General features: G+C 39.7%; 24 protein-coding genes and 1 tRNA gene. 10 read left to right on the top strand and 15 right to left on the bottom strand.

Annotated elements, in window-relative coordinates:
• Window positions 1-142: 142 nt before the first annotated feature.
• A complete protein-coding gene (locus QUF78_RS07320) occupies window positions 143-1,081 on the top strand; it encodes a DHH family phosphoesterase (RefSeq protein ID WP_289324152.1) in 939 nt (312 codons plus the stop codon).
• Window positions 1,082-1,253: 172 nt separating this feature from the next.
• On the opposite strand, the gene QUF78_RS07315 is transcribed toward QUF78_RS07320, so the two are convergent.
• From QUF78_RS07315 to QUF78_RS07300, 4 genes are all read right to left on the bottom strand, one after another.
• A complete protein-coding gene (locus QUF78_RS07315) occupies window positions 1,254-2,267 on the bottom strand; it encodes an aliphatic sulfonate ABC transporter substrate-binding protein (protein WP_289324151.1) in 1,014 nt (337 codons plus the stop codon).
• Window positions 2,268-2,302: 35 nt separating this feature from the next.
• Window positions 2,303-3,061 (bottom strand): ABC transporter permease, encoded by a 759-nt coding sequence (locus QUF78_RS07310; protein ID WP_289317423.1) that lies wholly within the window; start codon window positions 3,059-3,061, stop codon window positions 2,303-2,305.
• Complete coding sequence (locus QUF78_RS07305) at window positions 2,994-3,836, bottom strand: ABC transporter ATP-binding protein (protein ID WP_289324150.1); 843 nt, start codon at window positions 3,834-3,836, stop codon at window positions 2,994-2,996. Before QUF78_RS07305 ends, QUF78_RS07310 begins: the two co-directional genes overlap by 68 nt.
• A gap of 294 nt (window positions 3,837-4,130) precedes the next feature.
• Entirely contained in the window at window positions 4,131-6,233 is a 2,103-nt protein-coding gene (locus tag QUF78_RS07300; RefSeq protein WP_289324149.1) for a YhgE/Pip domain-containing protein, read from the bottom strand.
• Window positions 6,234-6,589: 356 nt separating this feature from the next.
• Here QUF78_RS07300 and QUF78_RS07295 point away from each other — a divergent pair, with 356 nt between their 5' ends.
• Window positions 6,590-7,279 (top strand): DUF421 domain-containing protein, encoded by a 690-nt coding sequence (locus QUF78_RS07295; RefSeq protein ID WP_289324148.1) that lies wholly within the window; start codon window positions 6,590-6,592, stop codon window positions 7,277-7,279.
• A gap of 336 nt (window positions 7,280-7,615) precedes the next feature.
• Here QUF78_RS07295 and QUF78_RS07290 read toward each other — a convergent pair whose 3' ends face one another.
• Complete coding sequence (locus tag QUF78_RS07290; RefSeq protein WP_289324147.1) at window positions 7,616-8,140, bottom strand: type 1 glutamine amidotransferase domain-containing protein; 525 nt, start codon at window positions 8,138-8,140, stop codon at window positions 7,616-7,618.
• Between the two features lie 137 nt (window positions 8,141-8,277).
• On the bottom strand, window positions 8,278-9,015 hold the full coding sequence (truA, locus tag QUF78_RS07285) for a tRNA pseudouridine(38-40) synthase TruA (RefSeq protein ID WP_289324146.1): 738 nt from the start codon (window positions 9,013-9,015) through the stop codon (window positions 8,278-8,280).
• 361 nt (window positions 9,016-9,376) lie between these two features.
• Here truA and QUF78_RS07280 point away from each other — a divergent pair, with 361 nt between their 5' ends.
• The gene (locus QUF78_RS07280) at window positions 9,377-9,529 is read left to right on the top strand and encodes a hypothetical protein (protein WP_289324145.1); all 153 of its coding nucleotides are present in this window, start codon (window positions 9,377-9,379) and stop codon (window positions 9,527-9,529) included.
• Between the two features lie 217 nt (window positions 9,530-9,746).
• On the opposite strand, the gene QUF78_RS07275 is transcribed toward QUF78_RS07280, so the two are convergent.
• Window positions 9,747-9,818, bottom strand: a tRNA-Val gene (locus QUF78_RS07275).
• 217 nt (window positions 9,819-10,035) lie between these two features.
• Here QUF78_RS07275 and QUF78_RS07270 point away from each other — a divergent pair.
• The gene (locus tag QUF78_RS07270; protein WP_289317430.1) at window positions 10,036-10,257 is read left to right on the top strand and encodes a hypothetical protein; all 222 of its coding nucleotides are present in this window, start codon (window positions 10,036-10,038) and stop codon (window positions 10,255-10,257) included.
• Between the two features lie 17 nt (window positions 10,258-10,274).
• Here the strand turns inward: QUF78_RS07270 and QUF78_RS07265 are convergent, their stop codons facing one another.
• Complete coding sequence (locus tag QUF78_RS07265; RefSeq protein WP_289324144.1) at window positions 10,275-10,832, bottom strand: phosphatidylglycerophosphatase A family protein; 558 nt, start codon at window positions 10,830-10,832, stop codon at window positions 10,275-10,277.
• A gap of 192 nt (window positions 10,833-11,024) precedes the next feature.
• On the opposite strand from QUF78_RS07265, the gene QUF78_RS07260 reads away from it, so the two are divergent.
• From QUF78_RS07260 to QUF78_RS07240, 5 genes are all read left to right on the top strand, one after another.
• Window positions 11,025-11,747, top strand: a complete 723-nt coding sequence (locus QUF78_RS07260) for an alpha/beta hydrolase (RefSeq protein ID WP_289317432.1) — start codon at window positions 11,025-11,027, stop codon at window positions 11,745-11,747.
• A gap of 89 nt (window positions 11,748-11,836) precedes the next feature.
• Entirely contained in the window at window positions 11,837-12,352 is a 516-nt protein-coding gene (locus QUF78_RS07255; protein WP_289324143.1) for a YjcG family protein, read from the top strand.
• A 4-nt stretch (window positions 12,353-12,356) separates the two neighbouring features.
• Window positions 12,357-12,785, top strand: a complete 429-nt coding sequence (locus QUF78_RS07250; protein ID WP_289324142.1) for a GNAT family N-acetyltransferase — start codon at window positions 12,357-12,359, stop codon at window positions 12,783-12,785.
• Between the two features lie 159 nt (window positions 12,786-12,944).
• Window positions 12,945-13,208: a hypothetical protein gene (locus QUF78_RS07245; protein WP_289324141.1), complete on the top strand. Its 264-nt coding sequence runs from the start codon at window positions 12,945-12,947 to the stop codon at window positions 13,206-13,208.
• 234 nt (window positions 13,209-13,442) lie between these two features.
• On the top strand, window positions 13,443-13,931 hold the full coding sequence (locus QUF78_RS07240; protein WP_289324140.1) for a spore coat protein: 489 nt from the start codon (window positions 13,443-13,445) through the stop codon (window positions 13,929-13,931).
• A 55-nt stretch (window positions 13,932-13,986) separates the two neighbouring features.
• Here the strand turns inward: QUF78_RS07240 and QUF78_RS07235 are convergent, their stop codons facing one another.
• Window positions 13,987-14,277, bottom strand: a complete 291-nt coding sequence (locus tag QUF78_RS07235) for a hypothetical protein (RefSeq protein WP_289324139.1) — start codon at window positions 14,275-14,277, stop codon at window positions 13,987-13,989.
• A 139-nt stretch (window positions 14,278-14,416) separates the two neighbouring features.
• Here QUF78_RS07235 and QUF78_RS07230 point away from each other — a divergent pair, with 139 nt between their 5' ends.
• Window positions 14,417-16,690: an ATP-dependent helicase gene (locus QUF78_RS07230; RefSeq protein WP_289324138.1), complete on the top strand. Its 2,274-nt coding sequence runs from the start codon at window positions 14,417-14,419 to the stop codon at window positions 16,688-16,690.
• A gap of 70 nt (window positions 16,691-16,760) precedes the next feature.
• On the opposite strand, the gene spoVIF is transcribed toward QUF78_RS07230, so the two are convergent.
• The 6 genes from spoVIF to QUF78_RS07200 all read right to left on the bottom strand — a co-directional run bounded on the left by spoVIF (window position 16,761) and on the right by QUF78_RS07200 (window position 19,762).
• Window positions 16,761-17,015, bottom strand: coding sequence for a sporulation-specific transcription regulator SpoVIF (gene spoVIF, locus QUF78_RS07225; protein ID WP_034314458.1), 255 nt, complete (start codon window positions 17,013-17,015; stop codon window positions 16,761-16,763).
• A gap of 113 nt (window positions 17,016-17,128) precedes the next feature.
• Window positions 17,129-17,269, bottom strand: a complete 141-nt coding sequence (locus tag QUF78_RS07220; RefSeq protein ID WP_289324137.1) for a YjcZ family sporulation protein — start codon at window positions 17,267-17,269, stop codon at window positions 17,129-17,131.
• A gap of 104 nt (window positions 17,270-17,373) precedes the next feature.
• A complete protein-coding gene (gene spoVAE / locus QUF78_RS07215; RefSeq protein WP_289324136.1) occupies window positions 17,374-17,730 on the bottom strand; it encodes a stage V sporulation protein AE in 357 nt (118 codons plus the stop codon).
• 16 nt (window positions 17,731-17,746) lie between these two features.
• A complete protein-coding gene (gene spoVAD, locus QUF78_RS07210; protein WP_289317443.1) occupies window positions 17,747-18,772 on the bottom strand; it encodes a stage V sporulation protein AD in 1,026 nt (341 codons plus the stop codon).
• A gap of 3 nt (window positions 18,773-18,775) precedes the next feature.
• The gene (gene spoVAC / locus QUF78_RS07205; RefSeq protein ID WP_289324135.1) at window positions 18,776-19,246 is read right to left on the bottom strand and encodes a stage V sporulation protein AC; all 471 of its coding nucleotides are present in this window, start codon (window positions 19,244-19,246) and stop codon (window positions 18,776-18,778) included.
• An 18-nt stretch (window positions 19,247-19,264) separates the two neighbouring features.
• Window positions 19,265-19,762: a YhcN/YlaJ family sporulation lipoprotein gene (locus tag QUF78_RS07200; RefSeq protein ID WP_289324134.1), complete on the bottom strand. Its 498-nt coding sequence runs from the start codon at window positions 19,760-19,762 to the stop codon at window positions 19,265-19,267.
• Window positions 19,763-19,808: the final 46 nt, after the last annotated feature.

Below are 19,808 nucleotides of genomic sequence, written 5' to 3'. Positions count from 1 at the left end.
CTCTAAAATCTCACCATATTCATTTTCAGGATGTTTAAATTGCCTTTACAGAGGTGACATGTGATGATTAAGATACTCAAACTCTATATGATAAAACAAACCTATTTAGAAGGCATTTAAAGATTCAAAGGGAGATGGCAAAATGGAAAATATAAAGAAAGAGATAGTCGAAGCCATCAAGAAATACCCCACAATTATCATTCATCGTCATGTTAATCCGGACCCGGATGCATTGGGCTCACAAATTGGCTTAAAGAAACTATTGAAGCAGTCCTACCCTTCTAAAGAAGTCTTTGTGGTAGGCGAGGAAGTGGAAAAGCTCCTATTCATTGGTGAGATGGATGCCATTTCCGATAACAAATACAATGGGGCCTTGGTGATTGTTTGTGATACTGCCAACATTTCACGGATCAGTGATTCCCGCTATGATCATGGGGAGTTGCTGATCAAAATTGACCACCACCCCGAATATGAACAATTCGGTGACCTTTCTTGGGTCGATCCGTCCTATAGCTCTGCAAGTGAAATGCTTGTTGATTTATTTTTACTATTTCCAGAAAGCTTTATCATGAATAAAGAGGCAGCTAAATCATTTTATGCAGGAATACTTGGTGATACAGGGAATTTCATGAATGGGAATACCACTCCTAGGACATTAAAATTGGTTTCGCACTTAAGAACTTTTAATATTCAGCCAGAAAGAATCCATAACTGCCTTAATATAAAGCCGAAAAACGCTTCCAGACTTCAAAAGGACATTCTCATGAGCTTCAAGGTAACCGATAAAGGGGTGGCTTACTTCATTATTACGGAGGATTTGTTAAATATGTATGGTGTAGACCGAATCGAAGCTTCGAATTTAGTTAATACGCTATCAGGTGTCAGAGGAAACAAAATCTGGGCTTTTTTCATAGAATATCCTTCTGAAATCCGTGTCAGGATTCGTTCACGAAATATTCCCATCGCTTCAGTCGCACGTCAATTCAATGGAGGGGGACATTCACTGGCTTCAGGAGCTACCATCCATTCCTGGGAAGAGGTTGATCATGTTATTCAAGCGTTGGATCAAGTCTGTCTTTAACAGGTGCATGACTTCATATTATGACAGCAATCATTTTGCTGCCGTGTTTATTTAGGATTATATCCAGGTTCATTAATACGGATTAATTCGACATATAACAGAGTAATCCGGCCTATACCGGATTACCAAAAAGCGCCAAAGCCTGGATGGCTGAGGCGCTTCTTGTTTCAATTTACTTGGATACATCTTCAAGAGTTGATAGATCGATCATACCTTTTATATCACTGCTTGGGATATAACCAGCTTCTTTGCTTATGTCAGCCATTTCCTGAATGACTTGCTCATTAACTTCAGTGGTCACTTCCAGGCGTGAAAATGCTGAAGCCACTTCTTCTTTACTTAATTCTTTTCCTGTCAGTTCCTTCAAATGCTTAATGACAAGTTCTTGGCTTTCTTCAGGATTGTTTTGAATAAAATCCACTGCTTTTTCGTGAGCTTTCAAATAGGAAGCGGCGCGCCCCTTTTTATCCAAGAACTTCTGGCTCGCAGCCACAACCGTATTTGGTGAATCTTTCCCCCATGCAAATTGATCCCAATCAAGCACTAACTTTCCTTTTGCCTGGTTTTCCAATACATACCCCCATGGTTCCTGGGTAGCTGCTGCATCGACTGATTTTTGGACAAAAAGAGCAGTTGTGTCAGCAGGTGCTGATGCATACAGCTCAACTGTCCCCCCATTTGTAGTCGGTTTTAAGTCAACATCTTGAAGGGCTTTCCTAAGCATGACATCCTGTGTGCTCCCAATGACGGGAATCGCTACCTTTTTACCGTCCAAATCCTTTAAATCAGTAACCTTGCTGCCCTCGCTAGCTACAAGAACGGCACCGCCATTAACAGCTCCAGAGATCAGGTGGTATTCAGGGTTTTTTACGTAAAAGTTAAGCAATGGACCAGGACCAACCGTTCCGACATCAATGGCGTTTGTAGCCATTGCTTCCATGAATAAACCGCCATTGGCCACTGTCTTGGTTTCAATCTTGACATCTTTACCGAACTCTTCTTCAAAAAAGCCTTTTTCAAGTGCAATGATCGTTGCACTGTGAGTTAAGTTAGGAAAATATCCAATTTTCACAGTTTTTTTCCCCGAGCCTTCTCCTTCTTCATTACTGGTGGATTGCGTGCATCCGCTTACTATTCCGATCAACAATACGGACATAATAAGGGAAAAAAATGATTTTTTCAGCATATTTTTCTCTCCTTTTTAACTATTATCCTATTAAACTACCGTTGATTCACGCCCCACTTCAGTTGAACATTACGTTCCAGGCGAGAGAAGACAACATTATCCACGATTGTACCGATGATTGCGATAATGATCATTACGGAGATGACCAAATCCATTTGTCCCAGTGATCTGCCCATTTCCAGCAATTGTCCAAGACCGCCTCCCCCGCCAAGTAATTCACCAGCCATCAATGCACGCCAGGAAAATGCCCATGCAATTCGCAGACCGGATATTATTTGTGGGACGGATGCCGGTAAAATCACGGTGCGAAGAAAATGAAACCCGGTCGATCCATATGTTTTGGCAACCCGCTGATACAATTGGGGCACATTCCGGAATCCACTGGTTGCATTAACAGTCATCGTCCAAGTTGCACCGATCGTGACGATAAAGAGAATTGAAAAATCATTCAATCCAAACCAAATGATCGCTAGAGGGAACCAAACGATACTCGGGATGGACTGTAAGGCCGTCACGACGAATCCTAGAGTATCTTCCACCAGTTTAAAGCGCCAAATGAAATATCCTAATATTAGACCTACTATAATGGCAATCGTAAAGCCAATCAGGATACGGCCAAGGCTTTTTCCGATGGCTTCGGTTATTTGTCCGCTCACCAGTCCATTAAACAGAGTTTCCAAAACCTGCGTCAGGCTTGGGAACATGAAATCCGGAAGACTTGAAAGTCTAGATGTGACTTCCCATATCCCCGCTATCATCGCGATGAATATGATTCGTCTTAAAGCTGTAATCATTCCCCATTTCCTCCTTCAGCACTTTTTCAATTTCCTCCTGCAAGATCGATAGAACCCTTTGTTCAGTATGCAAAGTTACACTATCCGGCATAACCCCATCTTTCATGGAAGGGACGGAAATCGTCTCTTTAATTTTCCCTGGACGGGTTGCAAAGACGATAATTTTTTCGGAAAGCTGAACAGCCTCACGAATATTATGGGTAACGAAGAAGATTGTCACCTTAGTTTTTCTCCAGATTTCGAGTAGCTCTTTATGCAAGACCATCCTCGTTTGCTCATCCAGCGCAGAAAATGGCTCATCCATCAACAGGATATCCGGTTCCATCACCAGCGCTCTTGCGATGGCTACCCTCTGTTTCATGCCCCCCGAAAGTTGATGTGGATAGGAGTCAACATAGCGGCTGAGGTGAACCATTTTTAAAATGTCCAATGCCTTGGATTTAGCCTCTTCTTTGGGAATTTTCTTTAACTTCAATCCGTATGTAACATTTTCAAGTACCGTCAACCAAGGAAATAACCCGGCCTCCTGAAACACTACGACCCGTTCCGGACCTGGCTTCATCACCTTTTTTCCAGCTACACGTATTTCTCCTTTATCAGCCTTATCAAGGCCGGCAATTAAATAAAGAAGTGTCGATTTGCCACATCCTGAAGGTCCGACGATTGAAACGAAGCTTCCTTTCTCGACTTCTATGTTAATCTCATCGAGCACCTTTATGCTTTCTTTCTTTTCATTCGAAAAACTTTTTTCAATGCCATCTATTGTTAAATACATAAAGTCACCCCACTTTTATATCGCATCGATTTACTAAACATTATTTCTTAATAATGATTAATCCAATGGTTTTTGTCAACTATAAAAATGCAAAAATTCTAATTTATCGGTATCTTTCTATTTAACTGTCATTTTATTTATAAATATTCCAAACTTGCACAAAACAACCATTTGGACAACTTCCATGCACCAAAATAAAAAAACCTGAGCCCTTTCTAAGGGTTCAGGTTAATTTCAAGTATCCAGTTTCGTTTCAAATAAGGGTAAACGAAGTTCCCAGCCCATTCAGAGAACTTAAAAAATCCTGCTTCCATACAATTTATCCTTCATCCTTTGTGTCCTTGCATGCAAGGGCTTTTTCAAAATGATTCCTAAGATGAGCGTGATCATTATATAGAGAAACAAGATGAAAATATCCCTACCAGCAACGCTCCAGGTTATTCCCCCAACAGATTCACGAAGTAAACCAACGGCATAGGTGAATGGCAGGAAGGGGTTGATATGTTGAAAAAAGGGAGGCGTAACTTGAATGGGAAATGTGCCTCCTGAACTTGAAATTTGAAGGACCATCAAGACGACACTAATCCCCTTTCCAACATTTCCAAGAACTGAAACGAAGGTGTAGACAATGAGTGTAAATACTGTACTTATCAAGACAGAAAACAGGATGTACTCAAATTTATCCGCTACGTACACATCGATCAGTAGAATATTCCCTATGGACACACTAAGTGCCTGCATTAACCCAATTATGAAGAATATAAGATACCTACCGATATAAATTTGATACGGACTGTAATTTTTTTGAGAAACACCCACGCTAAGCATGGAAATCAATATTGTACCACCCACCCAAAGGGATAGTGCCGTAAAGAAAGGAGACATGGCTGATCCATAGTTTGGAATCGGAAAGAGACTATGTTTATTGAGCAGCACTGGTTCTGAAAAAAATTCACTTTCTTGTTCAATATCATTCCTTAGGAAATCAATCACTTCTTCCATATTATAAGACTTATCGATTTCTCTCATTTTAGAAGCTAAGGCCTTTATTTTCGTTTCGATTTCCGGGAACTTTTTCTGTAACTTATCGATATCCCCTGAACGTGTTTCCAACGTTCGATTGGTCTCATCCAAAAGCGTCTTCACTTCTGGAATGACCTTGGTCCCCTCTTCCATCGTAACCCTGACTTTATTCAATATTGATTCCGTTTCATTCCATATTTCATTGAATTTTGGCGCTGTTTCCTTTAAATAGACATCCTGGAATCTTGCCAAGACTTGATCAGTGTTCTCGCCAAGTTCGATAAGATTGCCGAAGGATCGGTTATTCAGTGCGTGAAGTTGGTTCGAAGCATTATCCCGCAAATCCTCCACTAGCTGTATTTCCGGCTGAAGCAAGCTTTTCTCACTAAATTGATTGACTCTCACCAATAAATTATACATACTATCCAAAAGGTACAACTCTTTATTTATCCTCGTTATCCCTTGTTCCATTAACTGATCCGACTCATTGCCAGGCAAATCCTGACCCGTTAACCGGTTCGCCAGCACTAAAGTGGATTCATTAAAGCTCCTGATATTCGCAATATCATTTTTCAAGAGTGGATTGAGTCCTTCAAATGCCTGCTTTGTTGAATCTACATAACTAGAAACGTCTGAAACCAATTTGTCTTTCTGCGATGTTATCCCTTCTATGGAATCCAGACCATCATTTACCACCTTAATGATATCTTCAGCCTTTTTAACATGTGTTTGAACGGTTTTGATATTTTGTTCAAGCTCAGGCAGTTCAGCCTCTAATAAATACACCATATTCTTCATTTTTTGAATCGTCGGCAACTCATTTTGCAAGGTGATTCCCAGTTCATTAAAGATTGCAAGGATACTCCCACTAGCTGATTTGATAAAGCTTTTGCTCACATTATCCACAATGCTGTTGGCCCCCGCTGCCGTAATTTTAGGAGCAACGGAATTGATTTTTTCATTAACATAGTAATCAATCTCCGCTTTCACAGGGTCATCGGTCATGATTGTCGCAATATGCTCGGAAAAATTCTCTGGAATGATGATGGATGCGTAATAATCCCCCTTTTCCACCTTTGCTATCGCTTCTTTTTCCGTTGTGAATCTCCAGCCCAAATCTTTATTCCCTTTTAACCCCTCTATTACTTCCTTCCCTATGTTCACCGCTTCGCCATTTATATCCGCACCTTTATCACTATTAGAAACACCGACAAGGATTCCTTCCGTATTTGCATACGGGTCCCAGGATGCGACAATATTAAACCACGCATAAATGGACGGAATGAACATAAGGAACACAACAACGATACAAACGAAGAAATTTTTATAAATGCTTTTTAAATCGTCAATGAATATTTCCCGAATATTACTCAAACCATACCCCCGTGCAAAAAAGTATTTTGATGCTATTATTCGAAAAATGTTCTTAATCAATACTAAGTAAACATATCCATGGATTTTTCAAAGCGAAAAGAAGCAAGTAACGAGCTACCTGCTTCCGGAGATTTAACTTATCTTGAAGGCTTGGTTTAAAAGGAAGTACGTTTCATAATTATGATTAATTCTTCTTCATCTATCACACCCATTGAATAAATCTATCTATTTATGTCAAATGGGTTTCCCATCCAAAGACGGTATCTTTCTTCTTACTAATTACAGAATAAAGGGCTTGCTGTATGAACATGCTATCACAAACGAACTGTCGGGATTTTTGTAAGGGAGAAATAGTCATGTCAGAATCTGTTGAAATCATCTTTCGAACCTTTACCGCGTTTATTTTATTATGGGTATTTGTACAGCTGCTCGGTAAACAGACGATTGCCCAGAGGACCTATCACCTTTATATCGCTTCAATTACGATGGGGACAATTGCAGGAAATCTAGCCTTTAATATTAAAATTAAATTCCTGTATTTTATCATTGCAATTATCATAATGGGTACCGTCGTTTTTATACTGAATCTACTAGCGGTTCGAAATCCGCGCTTCGGGAAATGGATTGCTGGAGAACCTGCTACCTTAATTCAAAAAGGACAAATTCTCGAAGAGTCAATGGAGCGAATGGGGTACTCACTGGATTCTCTTAAACAGGCATTGCGGGGAAAAGATATCTTCAACATAGAAGAAGTGGAGTGCGCAATTCTAGAGATAAATGGCTCCCTCTCTGTATTAAAAAAAAAACAATACCAAAATACCACCAAGCAGGATTTACCTCTACTGGCCTCAGCAGGTTCTGTACCGTTAGAGCTGGTTTATGATGGGAAGATCTTATACGAAAACTTATCGAAACACAACTACGATGACGAATGGTTAATGGCTGAACTAAAAAAAAGAAACCTTTCTGTTTTTGACATCTCATATGCCGTCATAGGGACAAAAGGAAATTTGTATATTGATCTGATTAAGGAACAATTAAGATAATAATCCTTTGTTTCAAATAACATCATTAAACCTAAAGACTCTGACAAATTGACCCTCACATGGAGTTTCTGTGCAGTCTTTGTGCTTTGCATTCAGAAGGTAAAGATTTCTAAAATGACAAAATAAAAATCGGGAAGAACAGCAATGCTTTTGCCGTTCGGATGACCCGTGAGGAATTCGAATAGGGACCCCTTCATAGAAATCAAACTGGTTACTGCATTAAATGAGTGAAGATACTCCTTTTTATTTTCATATTTCGCATTTGGTAATTGGAAATAGGAATAATTAAAAGTGGTTTTTCCAGAAGGAAAAACCACTTTTTCACGCTATTATGTTTTAACGCTTTTCAATCACGTTAATCAATTCCCTTAAATAATCCGGTAGATCAGGCGGGCGTCTGCTTGATACAAGGTTTCCATCTACTACGACGGGCTTATCTATCCAAGTTGCCCCCGCATTTTCCATATCATCTTTAATGCCAGGTGTACTCGTTACATTCTTCCCATATAAAATTTTGGCAGAAATCAACACCCAACCAGCGTGACAAATTTGCCCGATGGGTTTTTTATTTTCTTCCATGCTTTGGATAAGTGATATCACTTCAGGAAACCGACGAATTTTGTCAGGTGCCCAACCACCTGGTACAAGAATGGCATCATATTCTTCAGCTTTAATACTGCCATACTCATAATCAGATACGGCTGGTACACCATATTTTCCAATGTACGTTTCATTCGCCTTTTCTCCAGCGAGGTGAACAATCGCTCCCTCTTCTTTCAATCGTAAGATCGGATACCAGAGCTCTAAATCTTCAAAATCGTGGTGCACAAGACTGATAATTTTCTTTCCTTCTAACCTCATGGAAATCTCCCCTTCTTTCGTTATTTCCCCTTTACCATTCTTCCCTATTTCTTGCAACTAGTCCAAAGTGTTTTGAGACCCTATGGGATATTGGTAATGATTTAAACAATGCATTAGGCGATACATCAATATTTGGTCTAAAAATCAACCTTTACCAAGTACAACCCAGCTGCCTCCGCCATACGACCCGTCTGGATTCTTTCTTTTGACTCTAAAATACTTGGTATATTTTCAGCATCTATTTCACCCAACCCAACTTCTATCAACGTTCCGACAATTTTTCTGACCATATTATAAAGAAATCCATCACCTCGCACTGTAATTTTGATGAAGCCGGCATTTTCTTCTATATCAATAGAATATATTTCACGCACCATTGATTTTTTCTTAGACTTTGCATTAGAAAAAGAAGTAAAATCATGTTCACCTATAAAATATTGACATGCTCTTTTCATTTTTGTGATATTCAGCTTTTCCTCAACATGCATACTGTACTTTCGCATGAAAGGATTTGTATATTGCTCGTTCCAGATCTTATACAGATAGGTTTTATCCTTAGCATTATAACGGGCATGAAAACGATCAGGAACTAATGTAACATCCACAACGCTGATATCTTGGGGTAAATATCTATTCAAATAGTTCATGATTTCAGATTCAGTCAGATTTTCTCCGATCTTAAAATTGGCAATTTGAGCAAGAGCATGTACACCTGCATCTGTTCTGCTGCATCCGATGATTTCAATTTTTTCCCCTACCATTTCCGTTAATACATTTTCTATTTTCCCTTGAATGGTATCATCACTATTACCGAGTCGTTGCCAGCCCTTATAGCGCCCGCCATCATATTGAATCGTCAATTTATAATTGTTCATTTCTTCCTCCTTATTTTATTACTGTATAGTCATCTAAACAGAAAATTCTTGATAAAATACAAGCCCCCATACAACTCCTGCTGTATGAGGGAACATATGATTTTTTCTTATAAACAATATTATATTGTATTGTATTTTGTCCCTTTATTCCCCTATATATCAGGTTAAACTGAACTTCGTTACTTCTTTCAAAAGTCTAAAGCAACTGTAGTAACAGGATAATCCGATCCCCTTTTCAGGTCTCGATTGGAGCACCCCACAGCTTACAAGGACCATGATTTATGTAAAGTTCATACATCTTATAATCCTAGCAATCAAAGTGAAATGTACTTCTGCATAGTGTATCAAAGAGGCTAACGTCATGCAACGAACGATTCACCGTCATATGCAGTTTCTGAGCAACTTTGTGCAAAGCATGAACACACAGGAAAAATGGATGGAAACGAAAACAGAAAATGGGCCAAAATCCCTGTTATATCATGGATTTAAGCCTTTGGCTGTTAATGACCTGTGACTAGCATTAAATACTTTCGGTAAGATTTTTAAATTGACGATCTTCATGAAACACTTGAATTCCAAATTTTAAAAGCATAAAAAAACACCTCACATATTTTAGCGTGAAGTGGTTTGTTGGCATTCCATGGTGTTTAACTTGACCCCATCATAATACAGTCGTGATTTAAAATAAAAAACGGCAAAAACATTGTTTAACAATGCTTCCGCCGTTCGGATGACCTGTGAGGGATTCGAACCCACGACCCCTTCCCTGTCAAGGAAGTGCTCTCCCACTGAGCTAACAAGTCGTATGTAAGACTGGCTGGTAAATTACTTAAGTACATAATTTATTATAAGTTTTTTTGTTAAAAAGTCAACGAGTTATATTAAAAAAGTTTTAATTTTATCTTTTTTTATTTTACCTCACTTAAAAACCAGAACCGACGTTCCCTTTTCCCTTGCATAAAAAACGTATGTTCGCATATAATATAGCAAGCAAGCAAGTCAGCAAAGGAGTGACAAGGAATGAAATATATACTTCGCAAACATATGGAAGAAAACGCTCCATTGGAAATAATCTATCTCTCCGAACAAGGAAAGATTACGCAGCGGAAAATCCAGGTGCTTGAAGTTTATCCAGGCCATATTCACGCATTCTGTTTTCTAAGGCAGACAAAACGGACATTTAAAATGGCCAATATCCTTTCTGCCCGCCTCATTAAGGCCAGGTTTGATAGGTCTGGATGAAAATTGTTTATTAAGATTCAACCGATTAACTCTTCTTCTTCCTGAATGTCCTTTTCCTGTTCAGTTAATGATTCTTCTTCATCTCTCAGACGATGAGCTAACCTTGAGGCGGCACTCGCGGCAATACTTGCAACGATATCATCCAGGAAGGTATGCACGATTCCTTCTTGTTTCTTATCAAGTTCGTGAATGACGCCTATTTTATTTTTGTCCAAATGGCCAAAGGTCGTTACAGCAATGCTTCCGTAACCGAGCACTGCACCAAAGGCAATCGTTTCATCCACTCCGAATAAACCTTCATCAGATTCAACAATCGATTGCAGGGGTTCTGATAGCTTTTTTTGCTCTGCCAGTTTATCCAGCTCCACACCGACTAAAATGGCATGTTGAATTTCCCTTTTCAACAGGACACGCTCAACGCTGTGGATGCATTCCTCAAGCTTAAGATCAGCTTTATACGGGAACTGCAATTCATAAACGATTTTTGCAATTGCTTCCACACTGACACCACGTTCTATTAATGATCGTTTAGCCGCCTTTGTTACTTCCCTGCTGTGTACCTGTACATCTGCCATTTTATTCGCCACCTCTTTTATTGTATTATTTTTCTATATCCTTGTATTATAACACCTTATAATTTAAATTTTTAGAAAATATAATGAAAATTTTCTATTCTAACTTCTTGTCACGGGAAAAAGTCGCAAGGCTATGCTAAAATAATCAAGTAAGTTGTTTTTCATTATTAATTATCATCGAGGTGCGGGAGAATGAGTTTACGCAAAGGCACAATTAAAGAGTACATGTTTAAAAGCGAAGCTTTAGCAGAAGAATTGGAACTACTTGTTTACTTGCCTGCTAATTTTTCGCCATTGTATAAATATTCACTTGTGATTGCTCAGGATGGCCGTGATTATTTTCAAATGGGCCGAATTGGTCGCGTAGCCGATGAACTGTTAGGAAACGATGAGATCGAGAATATCATCATTGTCGGAATTCCCTATAAAGACCGCTTTGACCGCAGGCGCAAATATCATCCGGACGGGGAACAGCACATTGCATACATACGTTTTCTTGCCCATGAACTTGTCCCGTTTTTAGATGATGAATTTCCAACCTATCAAATGGGACATGGTCGAACTTTGATCGGTGACTCTCTTGGTGGTACAGTTTCTTTATTGGCCGCCCTGCAATACCCCCATACATTCGGGAAATGCATCATGCAGTCGCCACTTGCCAATGAAGCCGTAATGGATGCTGTACGTAATTTTGAGGATCCGCATCTCCTCGAACTTTACCATGTGATCGGGACTGGGGAAACGGATGTTCCGACCACGGATGGCAACAAGGCAAACTTCATAGAACCCAACAGGGAATTGCATAAGTTACTAAACCAAAAAGGATTTCCATGCTTCTATGAAGAATTTGAAGGTAATCATACCTGGAAATATTGGCAGGCAGATTTAAAAAGAGCACTATTGGAAATGTTCTAACTTACTCGAAATCATCCCTTTAAGATGGTTTCAAGAAAAACACTTCCAACTATAATACAACAATCAAAAAATATCAGGAGGTTTTATTTATGAAATATGGTGTTGCAATTTTCCCATCAAAAAAACTTCAAGATTTAGCTAACTCCTATCGAAAACGGTATGATACGAAATATGCTTTCATCCCACCGCATCTAACGCTTAAACCAACGTTCGAAGCGACGGATATGGAAATTTCAACCATTGCTGAACAATTAAAAGACATTGCTAAAAAGTGCAAGCCTTTTACGATGAACGTAACGAAAGCGAAGTCTTTCCAACCCGTAAGCAATACTATTTATTTCAAAGTTGATTTATCCGAAGGGCTTCAAGAGCTGCATGATGCACTTAACAATGAGGAATTTATGAAAAGTGAAAATGAACATGCATTTGTCCCGCATATTACCATCGCTCAAGATTTATCCGATAATGAGCATTCTGATGTTTTAGGCCAATTGAGCATGCTTGACGTTAGCCATGAAGAAGAGGTGAAACGCGTTCACTTGCTGTATCAGCTTGAAGATGGGGCATGGACCGTTTATGAAACATTTAGATTAGGAGCTGAATGATTTCGTGTTTGTAAAAATTGCAGAGAACAGCCAAGAGCTTGAAAATGCTTATTTGATTAGAAAAAAAGTATTCGTCCAAGAGCAAAATGTCCCTCTTGAAGAAGAGATCGATGAATATGAAGAAGAGTCTACACATTTCGTTTTATATGATGAGCAGGAACAGCCAATCGGTGCCGGCCGCTTCAGGGTCATCGACAACATTGGTAAAGTCCAGCGCATTTGTGTACTGTCATCGGGCCGAAAGAATGGTGCCGGTGCCATGATCATGAACGCTATCGAAGAATACGCAATCCAGCAGGAAGTACCTCAATTGAAGCTTGATGCCCAGGTACATGCGATTCCTTTTTATTCGAAATTAGGATATGAGATCGTTTCCGACGAATTTCTGGATGCTGGCATTCCACATAAAACGATGAAGAAAACCATTTTATGATATAAAAACGCTGTCCTTTCAGTCTTCTGATTGGACAGCTTTTTTTTGTTCGTTCATGATCTTAAATTATCGTTTTATAAAAAAAACATATCCGTTCAATGGCAATCTCCGCAAAAATACATAGTCTATATATAGAAAGCAAGAAGGAGGGAAAATTTTATGGGTAACAATGAATTTAACCTGGAGGAGTCTCAAAAAAGACTAATGGAATTGCTGGTTTCAAGGACTATGAGAAAAAATGGTTTCAAAAAGGGGAATGTCGATCTAACTGAAAAAGAGAAAAACAACTTAAAAGAAACCGTTCGCTATTTACAAGAGCAATCACAGAAAATCATAAACCAAGAAAAGAACATCACGGAACATGATGTTAATCCAGTTACAAATACCATTCACAACAAATTCACGGATTCCAAAGATAAATGACTCACCATATCACCTAATCAAACCTTACTTGCTGGCGAGAAATAAATATACCAAGACATAGCAGAACTTACATTTAATTCCTAAAGTTCCAGCTTCTTTATTATTCAACCCCCGCAAACTAATACTTTCCCTATGTATTAAAAAATAGACGAATTAACTGGTTTATTCGTCCAACCCGATTATCCATCAAAGCATATTTTAATAGGGAATAAAACCTAAGGAGGAAAAAACAACATGAACCAAAATGTATATCGAAGCAACTGTAACACGCATGAAGACTCTGAAAGATCATGGTCAGCTCTAGATTCAGCTTCCAGACATCCCCTGTCAGGATTCTGTAACGACGATGACACACGGATTGACCAAGATGCAAGACAGGATAATAATCAAGTTCAGCTTTCTGAAGAACTTATTTACATTAAAGATTCTTGTAATGTAAATATCACTTCAACAGATGTTAAAGCGGCTCTTTCTCTACAAGCAGCTCTACAAGCAGCAATTGCGGTCATCGTAAGCATTTCCATTGCAGATGCTGATAATGCTGAAAAGATCACTCAACAATTAATCCAATCTTCTAATGTTAAACAAATCACGCGCCAAAAAACAATTGTTGAAAACAGCCGTGATATCGACATTACAACAACTGATGCACAAATCGCTCTTAACATCCAACTATTACTACAACTATTGTTAGCTCTAATCGTGGAAATTGACATTCTCTAAGAAATCAACACAAAAAGGACACTTCGCGTGTCCTCTTTTGTTTTTCAATGCAAAACTACACAATTTTGTTGAAGTACCCACCTTTTCCAGACATTTCAGCCGTTAGTTCTTCACTAATTCTCATTTGATTTTTATACGTGCCTGCTCCATATGTCCTTTCCCGATTATGATATTGAACTTGATCGAATCCTTCAAAGCTTCCCCTTTCCTCTTCCAACACCTGATCAAAACGGATAGGTTGAATGGGTGTCGTTCCTTTAACAATTCTTACTTTCTCTGCAGCTTCGAGCGTCCGGTTGGCATATTGAATGTAATCAAATTGTGTGACAGGTGCTATGTATCCCATAGTAATCCCTCCGTTATAAGTTGTCATTTTAATACCCGTCTGGGACGATATTTAAGCACAATTTCCGCATTCTTTTTTCCTAATCTTCTGGTATGATGAGTATTGCCGATATTTTTATAGATTAGAGGTATCCATTTATATGAATCAAGCAAAATCTGGCAATGAAATTGTACATTTACATACCGTTTCAGCTGGTGAGCTGCAGACACTCTTTGAAAAAGGAAAACGTGATCAGCTTTCTTGTATCATTTGTCATAAACCAGTGAAATTGTTTATTGGAATTCATGAGACACCCTATTTTTATCATAGTGACCCATCGCAGGCACCCTGTGAAATGCCAAACTCAGAACCAATGAATGAGGACAAGCCATTAGAATATATGGAACAGAATGGATTTAGGATTCCTACATCACGAACCATTACGGAAACAAAAACCATTACGGAACCTTTCCTTAAAAGCCGGCCCATAGCTGGCAATCCGAAATATTCAGCTAAACCTTCTGCACTGGCACAATCAGAGGAACCATATTTTCAGGAATTATCCTCATCCGGGGTTGTTCTCGATGCAGAGCAACTCAAAGCGGTGATCACGATCGATGGACCAATTCTGGTCCTATCAGGAGCCGGCAGTGGGAAAACCCGAGTATTAACGGTACGTACTGCCTATATGCTCACAGTGAAAAAGATTGATCCAAAAAGTATCATGCTTGTGACCTTTACGGCGAAGTCTGCAAAGGAAATGCAACAGCGTCTGCTCGGCTATCCCTATATGACTCCTTCCCTTGTTTCGCAAATAGTTAGCGGGACTTTTCATAGCATCTTTTATAAAATCCTGATTTTTCACGAACCATCCAAATGGCAGCGGGATTTCCTTTTGAAGTGGGAATGGGAAAAAGAAAAGATATTGAAACAGGCTGGCAGGGAAATGGAACTTGATGATAAGGAATTTGCATATGATCAAGCCCTTCAACAAATTGGGCTTTGGAAAAACTCATTGGCCTTTCCAGAAGATATTCAGCCGAAGGACGAGTGGGAGAAATCCTGTTTATTTTTATATAAAAGATATGAAGAATATAAACAGCAAACAGGGAAGTATGATTTTGATGATATGCTTGTGGGCTGTTATGTATTTTTAAAAAATCACCCGGATTCATTAAAGAAATATCAGCAAAGGTTTAACTATTTTTTGGTTGATGAGTTTCAGGATATCAATAAAGTTCAATATGAATTGATAAAACTACTCTCTGCTGAATCAAAAAATGTATGTGCGGTTGGAGATGATGATCAATCCATTTATTCATTCCGGGGAAGCGATCCGAAGTATATTCTGAATTTCAATCATGATTTCCCTCGATCCCAGGTTATAAAGCTGACTGAGAATTACCGCTCTTCCCATGAAATTGTCGCTACAGCGAACCGCTTGATCAAGCGTAACCAGAACCGGATGGAAAAAAAGATGCGGGCACAGCATGATTCTGGAAATCCCCCTGTATTATTTTATCCTTATGATGAGGAATTGGAAGCAACGATGATCGTATCCGATATCCAAGAAAAAATATCCAAGGGAGCAAACCCTGGGGAATTTGCAGTTTTGTACAGGACACACACGATGTCCAGGGCCATTTTTGAACGGCTCGCAGCTTCCAACCTGCCATTTGTCATTGAAAAAGATGCGGATTCGTTTTATCAGCGTAGGGTCATTCGCGGCATGCTTGCCTTTATGCGCTTGAGTTTGTATCCCCATGATAGCAAGGCAGCATCGGATGTCCTTTCCTCCTTATTCTTGAAGCAAAGTATATTACAGGAGTTAAAAGCACAGACAATTCTGCAGGATTGTGATTTTATCGATGCATTTGCTTTTGTTAAGACAGGACATGCTTTTCAAGAACGAAAATTAAAAACGATACCAGGGCAGATCCGCTCTTTAAAAAATATGTCACCACTCGTTGCGTTAGAAATCATCGAGAAAGATTTAGGATATCAGGAATATGTAAAAAAACGCGGAAATGATGCGAACCTGGAAAAGGGTTCCGATGACATCCGTGACCTAAAGGTGGCAGCAAATCGTTTTCCTACCGTCGCCGCTTTCCTTGATCATGTCGATCATATGACTGCGATGGTCCAAGAGATAAAACAGCTATCGAAACATTTTAAGGATGCGATTCAACTTACCACCATACACCGTTCAAAAGGGCTTGAATATCAAACCGTTTATGTTCTTGCTGCAGTCGATGGCAGCATTCCTCATGATTTCGCACTTGAATCATACCGAAAAGGGGAACTGGCTCCTCTTGAAGAGGAAAGGCGCTTGCTCTATGTAGCGGCAACCAGGGCTAAAAAGGACCTTTACCTTTCCATCCTGCAAACTAGACGCGGACGGACCGCCCATCCATCACGTTTCTTGAAGCTTTGACCATGAGTTTATCCCTCCTTGGAAAGGATGGATAAACTAGAAAAGGCCTGCACGATAGCAGGCCTCTTTGTCACTTTTTATTTATCATATTGGAAATGGTTCCGAAATCCAGTTTATTCCCTTCAGCTACGATGGAATGGACGATTTTATCTTCCGTTTCTTTATTGACCGGTTTATTCGCTATTTTTGAAACGCGCTTAATGACGTTTCTAACAGTTGTTTCATCTTTAAAATTGGCTCCTTGTAGAGAGTTTGCCAATTCTAATACATCTTTCATATTTACGCCCGTTTTACCTTCTATGTTTTTAAAAAAGTTATTATCCATACCTAAGCCCCTCCCTTTTCTGTACCTATCCTATGGCAATATCAGAAAATTGGTGCTAGGCCCATGCAAATAAAAATAAAAGGAATAGGCTTCTTCTGCCTATTCCTTTTACCTTAGCAGAAAGAAGCCCCTACAATGATTAATAGGATAAACAATACAACGATTATCGCGAAAGTAGAACCGCCTCCACCATAACCGCCGCCGTATCCATAACCGCTGCCGCCACAACAACCGTAGCTACCATAACCAAACATACTAAATCACCTCGCTCTCGCTAAAGCTTACTGATAACATATGTAGGTCTGGACAAATATGTATAGGCCATGTCCTAGTCCAGGCAGCCTAATTTCCGCTTATTTTATCCTTTTGGTCTGAATACTAATGCTCCGATAAATCCAAAGATGATCGCTGCAGAGATACCGGAACTCGTAATTTCAAACATTCCTGTCAGTACGCCAACGAGACCATGTTTTTCCGATTCCATCATTGCCCCGTTCACTAGCGAGTTCCCAAAGGAAACGATTGGTATGGTTGCTCCTGCACCGGCAAAGTCAACTAGCGGTTCATATAAATCAAACCCGCCAAGAACAGCTCCTATTACAACGAACAAACTTAACGTATGTGCTGGTGTCAGCTTAGCAACATCGAAAAGAAGCTGGCCGACTACACAGATCAAGCCACCGATGACAAAGGCCCAAAAAAACATTGGTAACATCCAAATCTCTCCTTTTTCATGAATTCATCCCATACTCAATGGCTACCGCATGGGCAATGCACGGAATCGAATCTTTTTGCTGGACGGATAGCGGTGACAATAATGCTCCTGTTGCAACAAGCAGGATTTTTTTATATTTACCCTGAATCATTTCATTTAGTATATGGCCATATAAAACCACTGCTGAACATCCCGCACCACTCCCGCCAGCCAAAACAGGCTGATCCTTTTTAAAAATCATCAAACCGCAATCCTTGAATTTTTCCTGATTGATATTGCAGCCCTTTTGCTTTAATAAGTCCATGGCTGTCTCCCTGCCTATTTGTCCTAAATCACCAGTAATGATGAAATCATAATCGTCCGGGCTCAAACCAGTATCTTTGAAATGGGCAAGAATCGTATCGACGGCGGCCGGGGCCATCGCTCCCCCCATATTGAAAGGATCTTTCAATCCCATGTCAATGACCTTTCCGATAGTGGCCGAAACTATATGGGGAAATTCCCCTTGCTTACTTCCATTAGGAGCAACCAGCGCCACCCCTGCTCCTGTTATCGTCCATTGAGCTGTAGGTGGTTTTTGCCCTCCATATTCAGTTGGATAGCGAAATTGCTTTTCAACAGCTGCATTATGGCTCGAGGCGCCTGTCAACACATAGTTAGCCCCGCCATAATTGGTGATGAAGGCAGCTAGAGCTAGCCCTTCCATTGACGTGGAACAGGCTCCAAACAAGCCGAAGTATGGAATGCCGTTGGTTCTGGCTGCAAAACTTGTCGGTGTCACCTGATTGATTAAATCACCCGCCAAGAAAAATTGTACCTGCCCCTTGTCGATCTTACCTTTCTCCAATGCAAGCTCAACGGCTTTCTCCATTAAATGGCGATGAGCCTTCTCATATGAATCCTGCTCCATCCACAAATCGTCATATAGAATATCGAAATCTCCCGCGATTTCTCCATTTGCCTCAAATGGACCGCCTGTTACCCCTGTTTCCAAAATGACCGGTTTATTGGCGAACATCCATGTTTGTTTTCCTTTTAACACACCTTAGCCCCCAATCATTTGATAAATCGTTTTTATCAACGCCACGACAAAGGCTGAAAATACTCCAAATAAAATGACCGAACCGGCCAATTTAAACATATTGGATCCAACACCAAGTACAAAACCTTCTGTCCGATGTTCGATAGCAGCCGAAATGACTGCGTTACCGAATCCCGTAACAGGGACGGCACTCCCAGCCCCACCAAACTGGCCAATGCGGTCGTAAAACCCGAAGCCGGTCATCAAAAGGGACAGAAACACCATGGTAGCAGTTGTCGGACCTCCGGCTGTCTGTTCTGTAAAGTTGAAAAAATAAATATAGAAATAAGAAATGGCTTGACCCACTATGCAGAAAATCCCGCCTACTAAAAAGGCTTTCAAACAATTCTTCAATATTGGTCTTTTAATTTCATGCTTCCCTTGGAGCTCCTTATATGCATCCTGCTGGGGGGTGATTTTCTCCTTGCCGCTCATAGTGCTGATCCTCTCTTTCTAAATCAATTCTTTTTGAAGTCCTTCAATTTCCTTGAACTTCTCCCTTGCCTTTTTCTCTGGAACATCTTTTTTCTTGAGTAATTCGTTCAATCTTAAAGATTCCAAAAAGATTTTATAATCACTCGAAACGATAAAATCATTCTTGGGAAACTTTTCTTCCAAATTTTCAGTCACAGTCTTTTCAATCTTCTTCATATGAAAACGTTGTAAGTGCTTCACTTTATAAGCGACGATAATCTTTTTTCCGTTTTTCACGACGATCACGTCATAGATGGTGTCTTCATTAGCAATTGTTTCCTTGACCTTTGAGATCAGTCCCTTTTCATCTTTCTCATCCATTCCATTAATGATATCCATCGGTTCAGGATTCGTACGTTTAATCATTGCTAAATGCTCCGTTTTTCCATCATTCTGATTGCTGCAGGCAGTAAGAACACACAAAACAACTATAAAAACCAGCCAGCTGCCCTTAAAATATCTTCCTTGTCTGAACATAGAATCACATCCTAATTTATCGTTCTATTGTTATTTTCTTGTTTAA

This window comes from Peribacillus sp. ACCC06369, assembly GCF_030348945.1.
Classification (GTDB): Bacteria; Bacillota; Bacilli; order Bacillales; family DSM-1321; genus Peribacillus.
The sequence above is the reverse complement of the archived record's forward strand: the minus strand, read 5'-3'. Positions and strand labels throughout refer to the sequence as shown.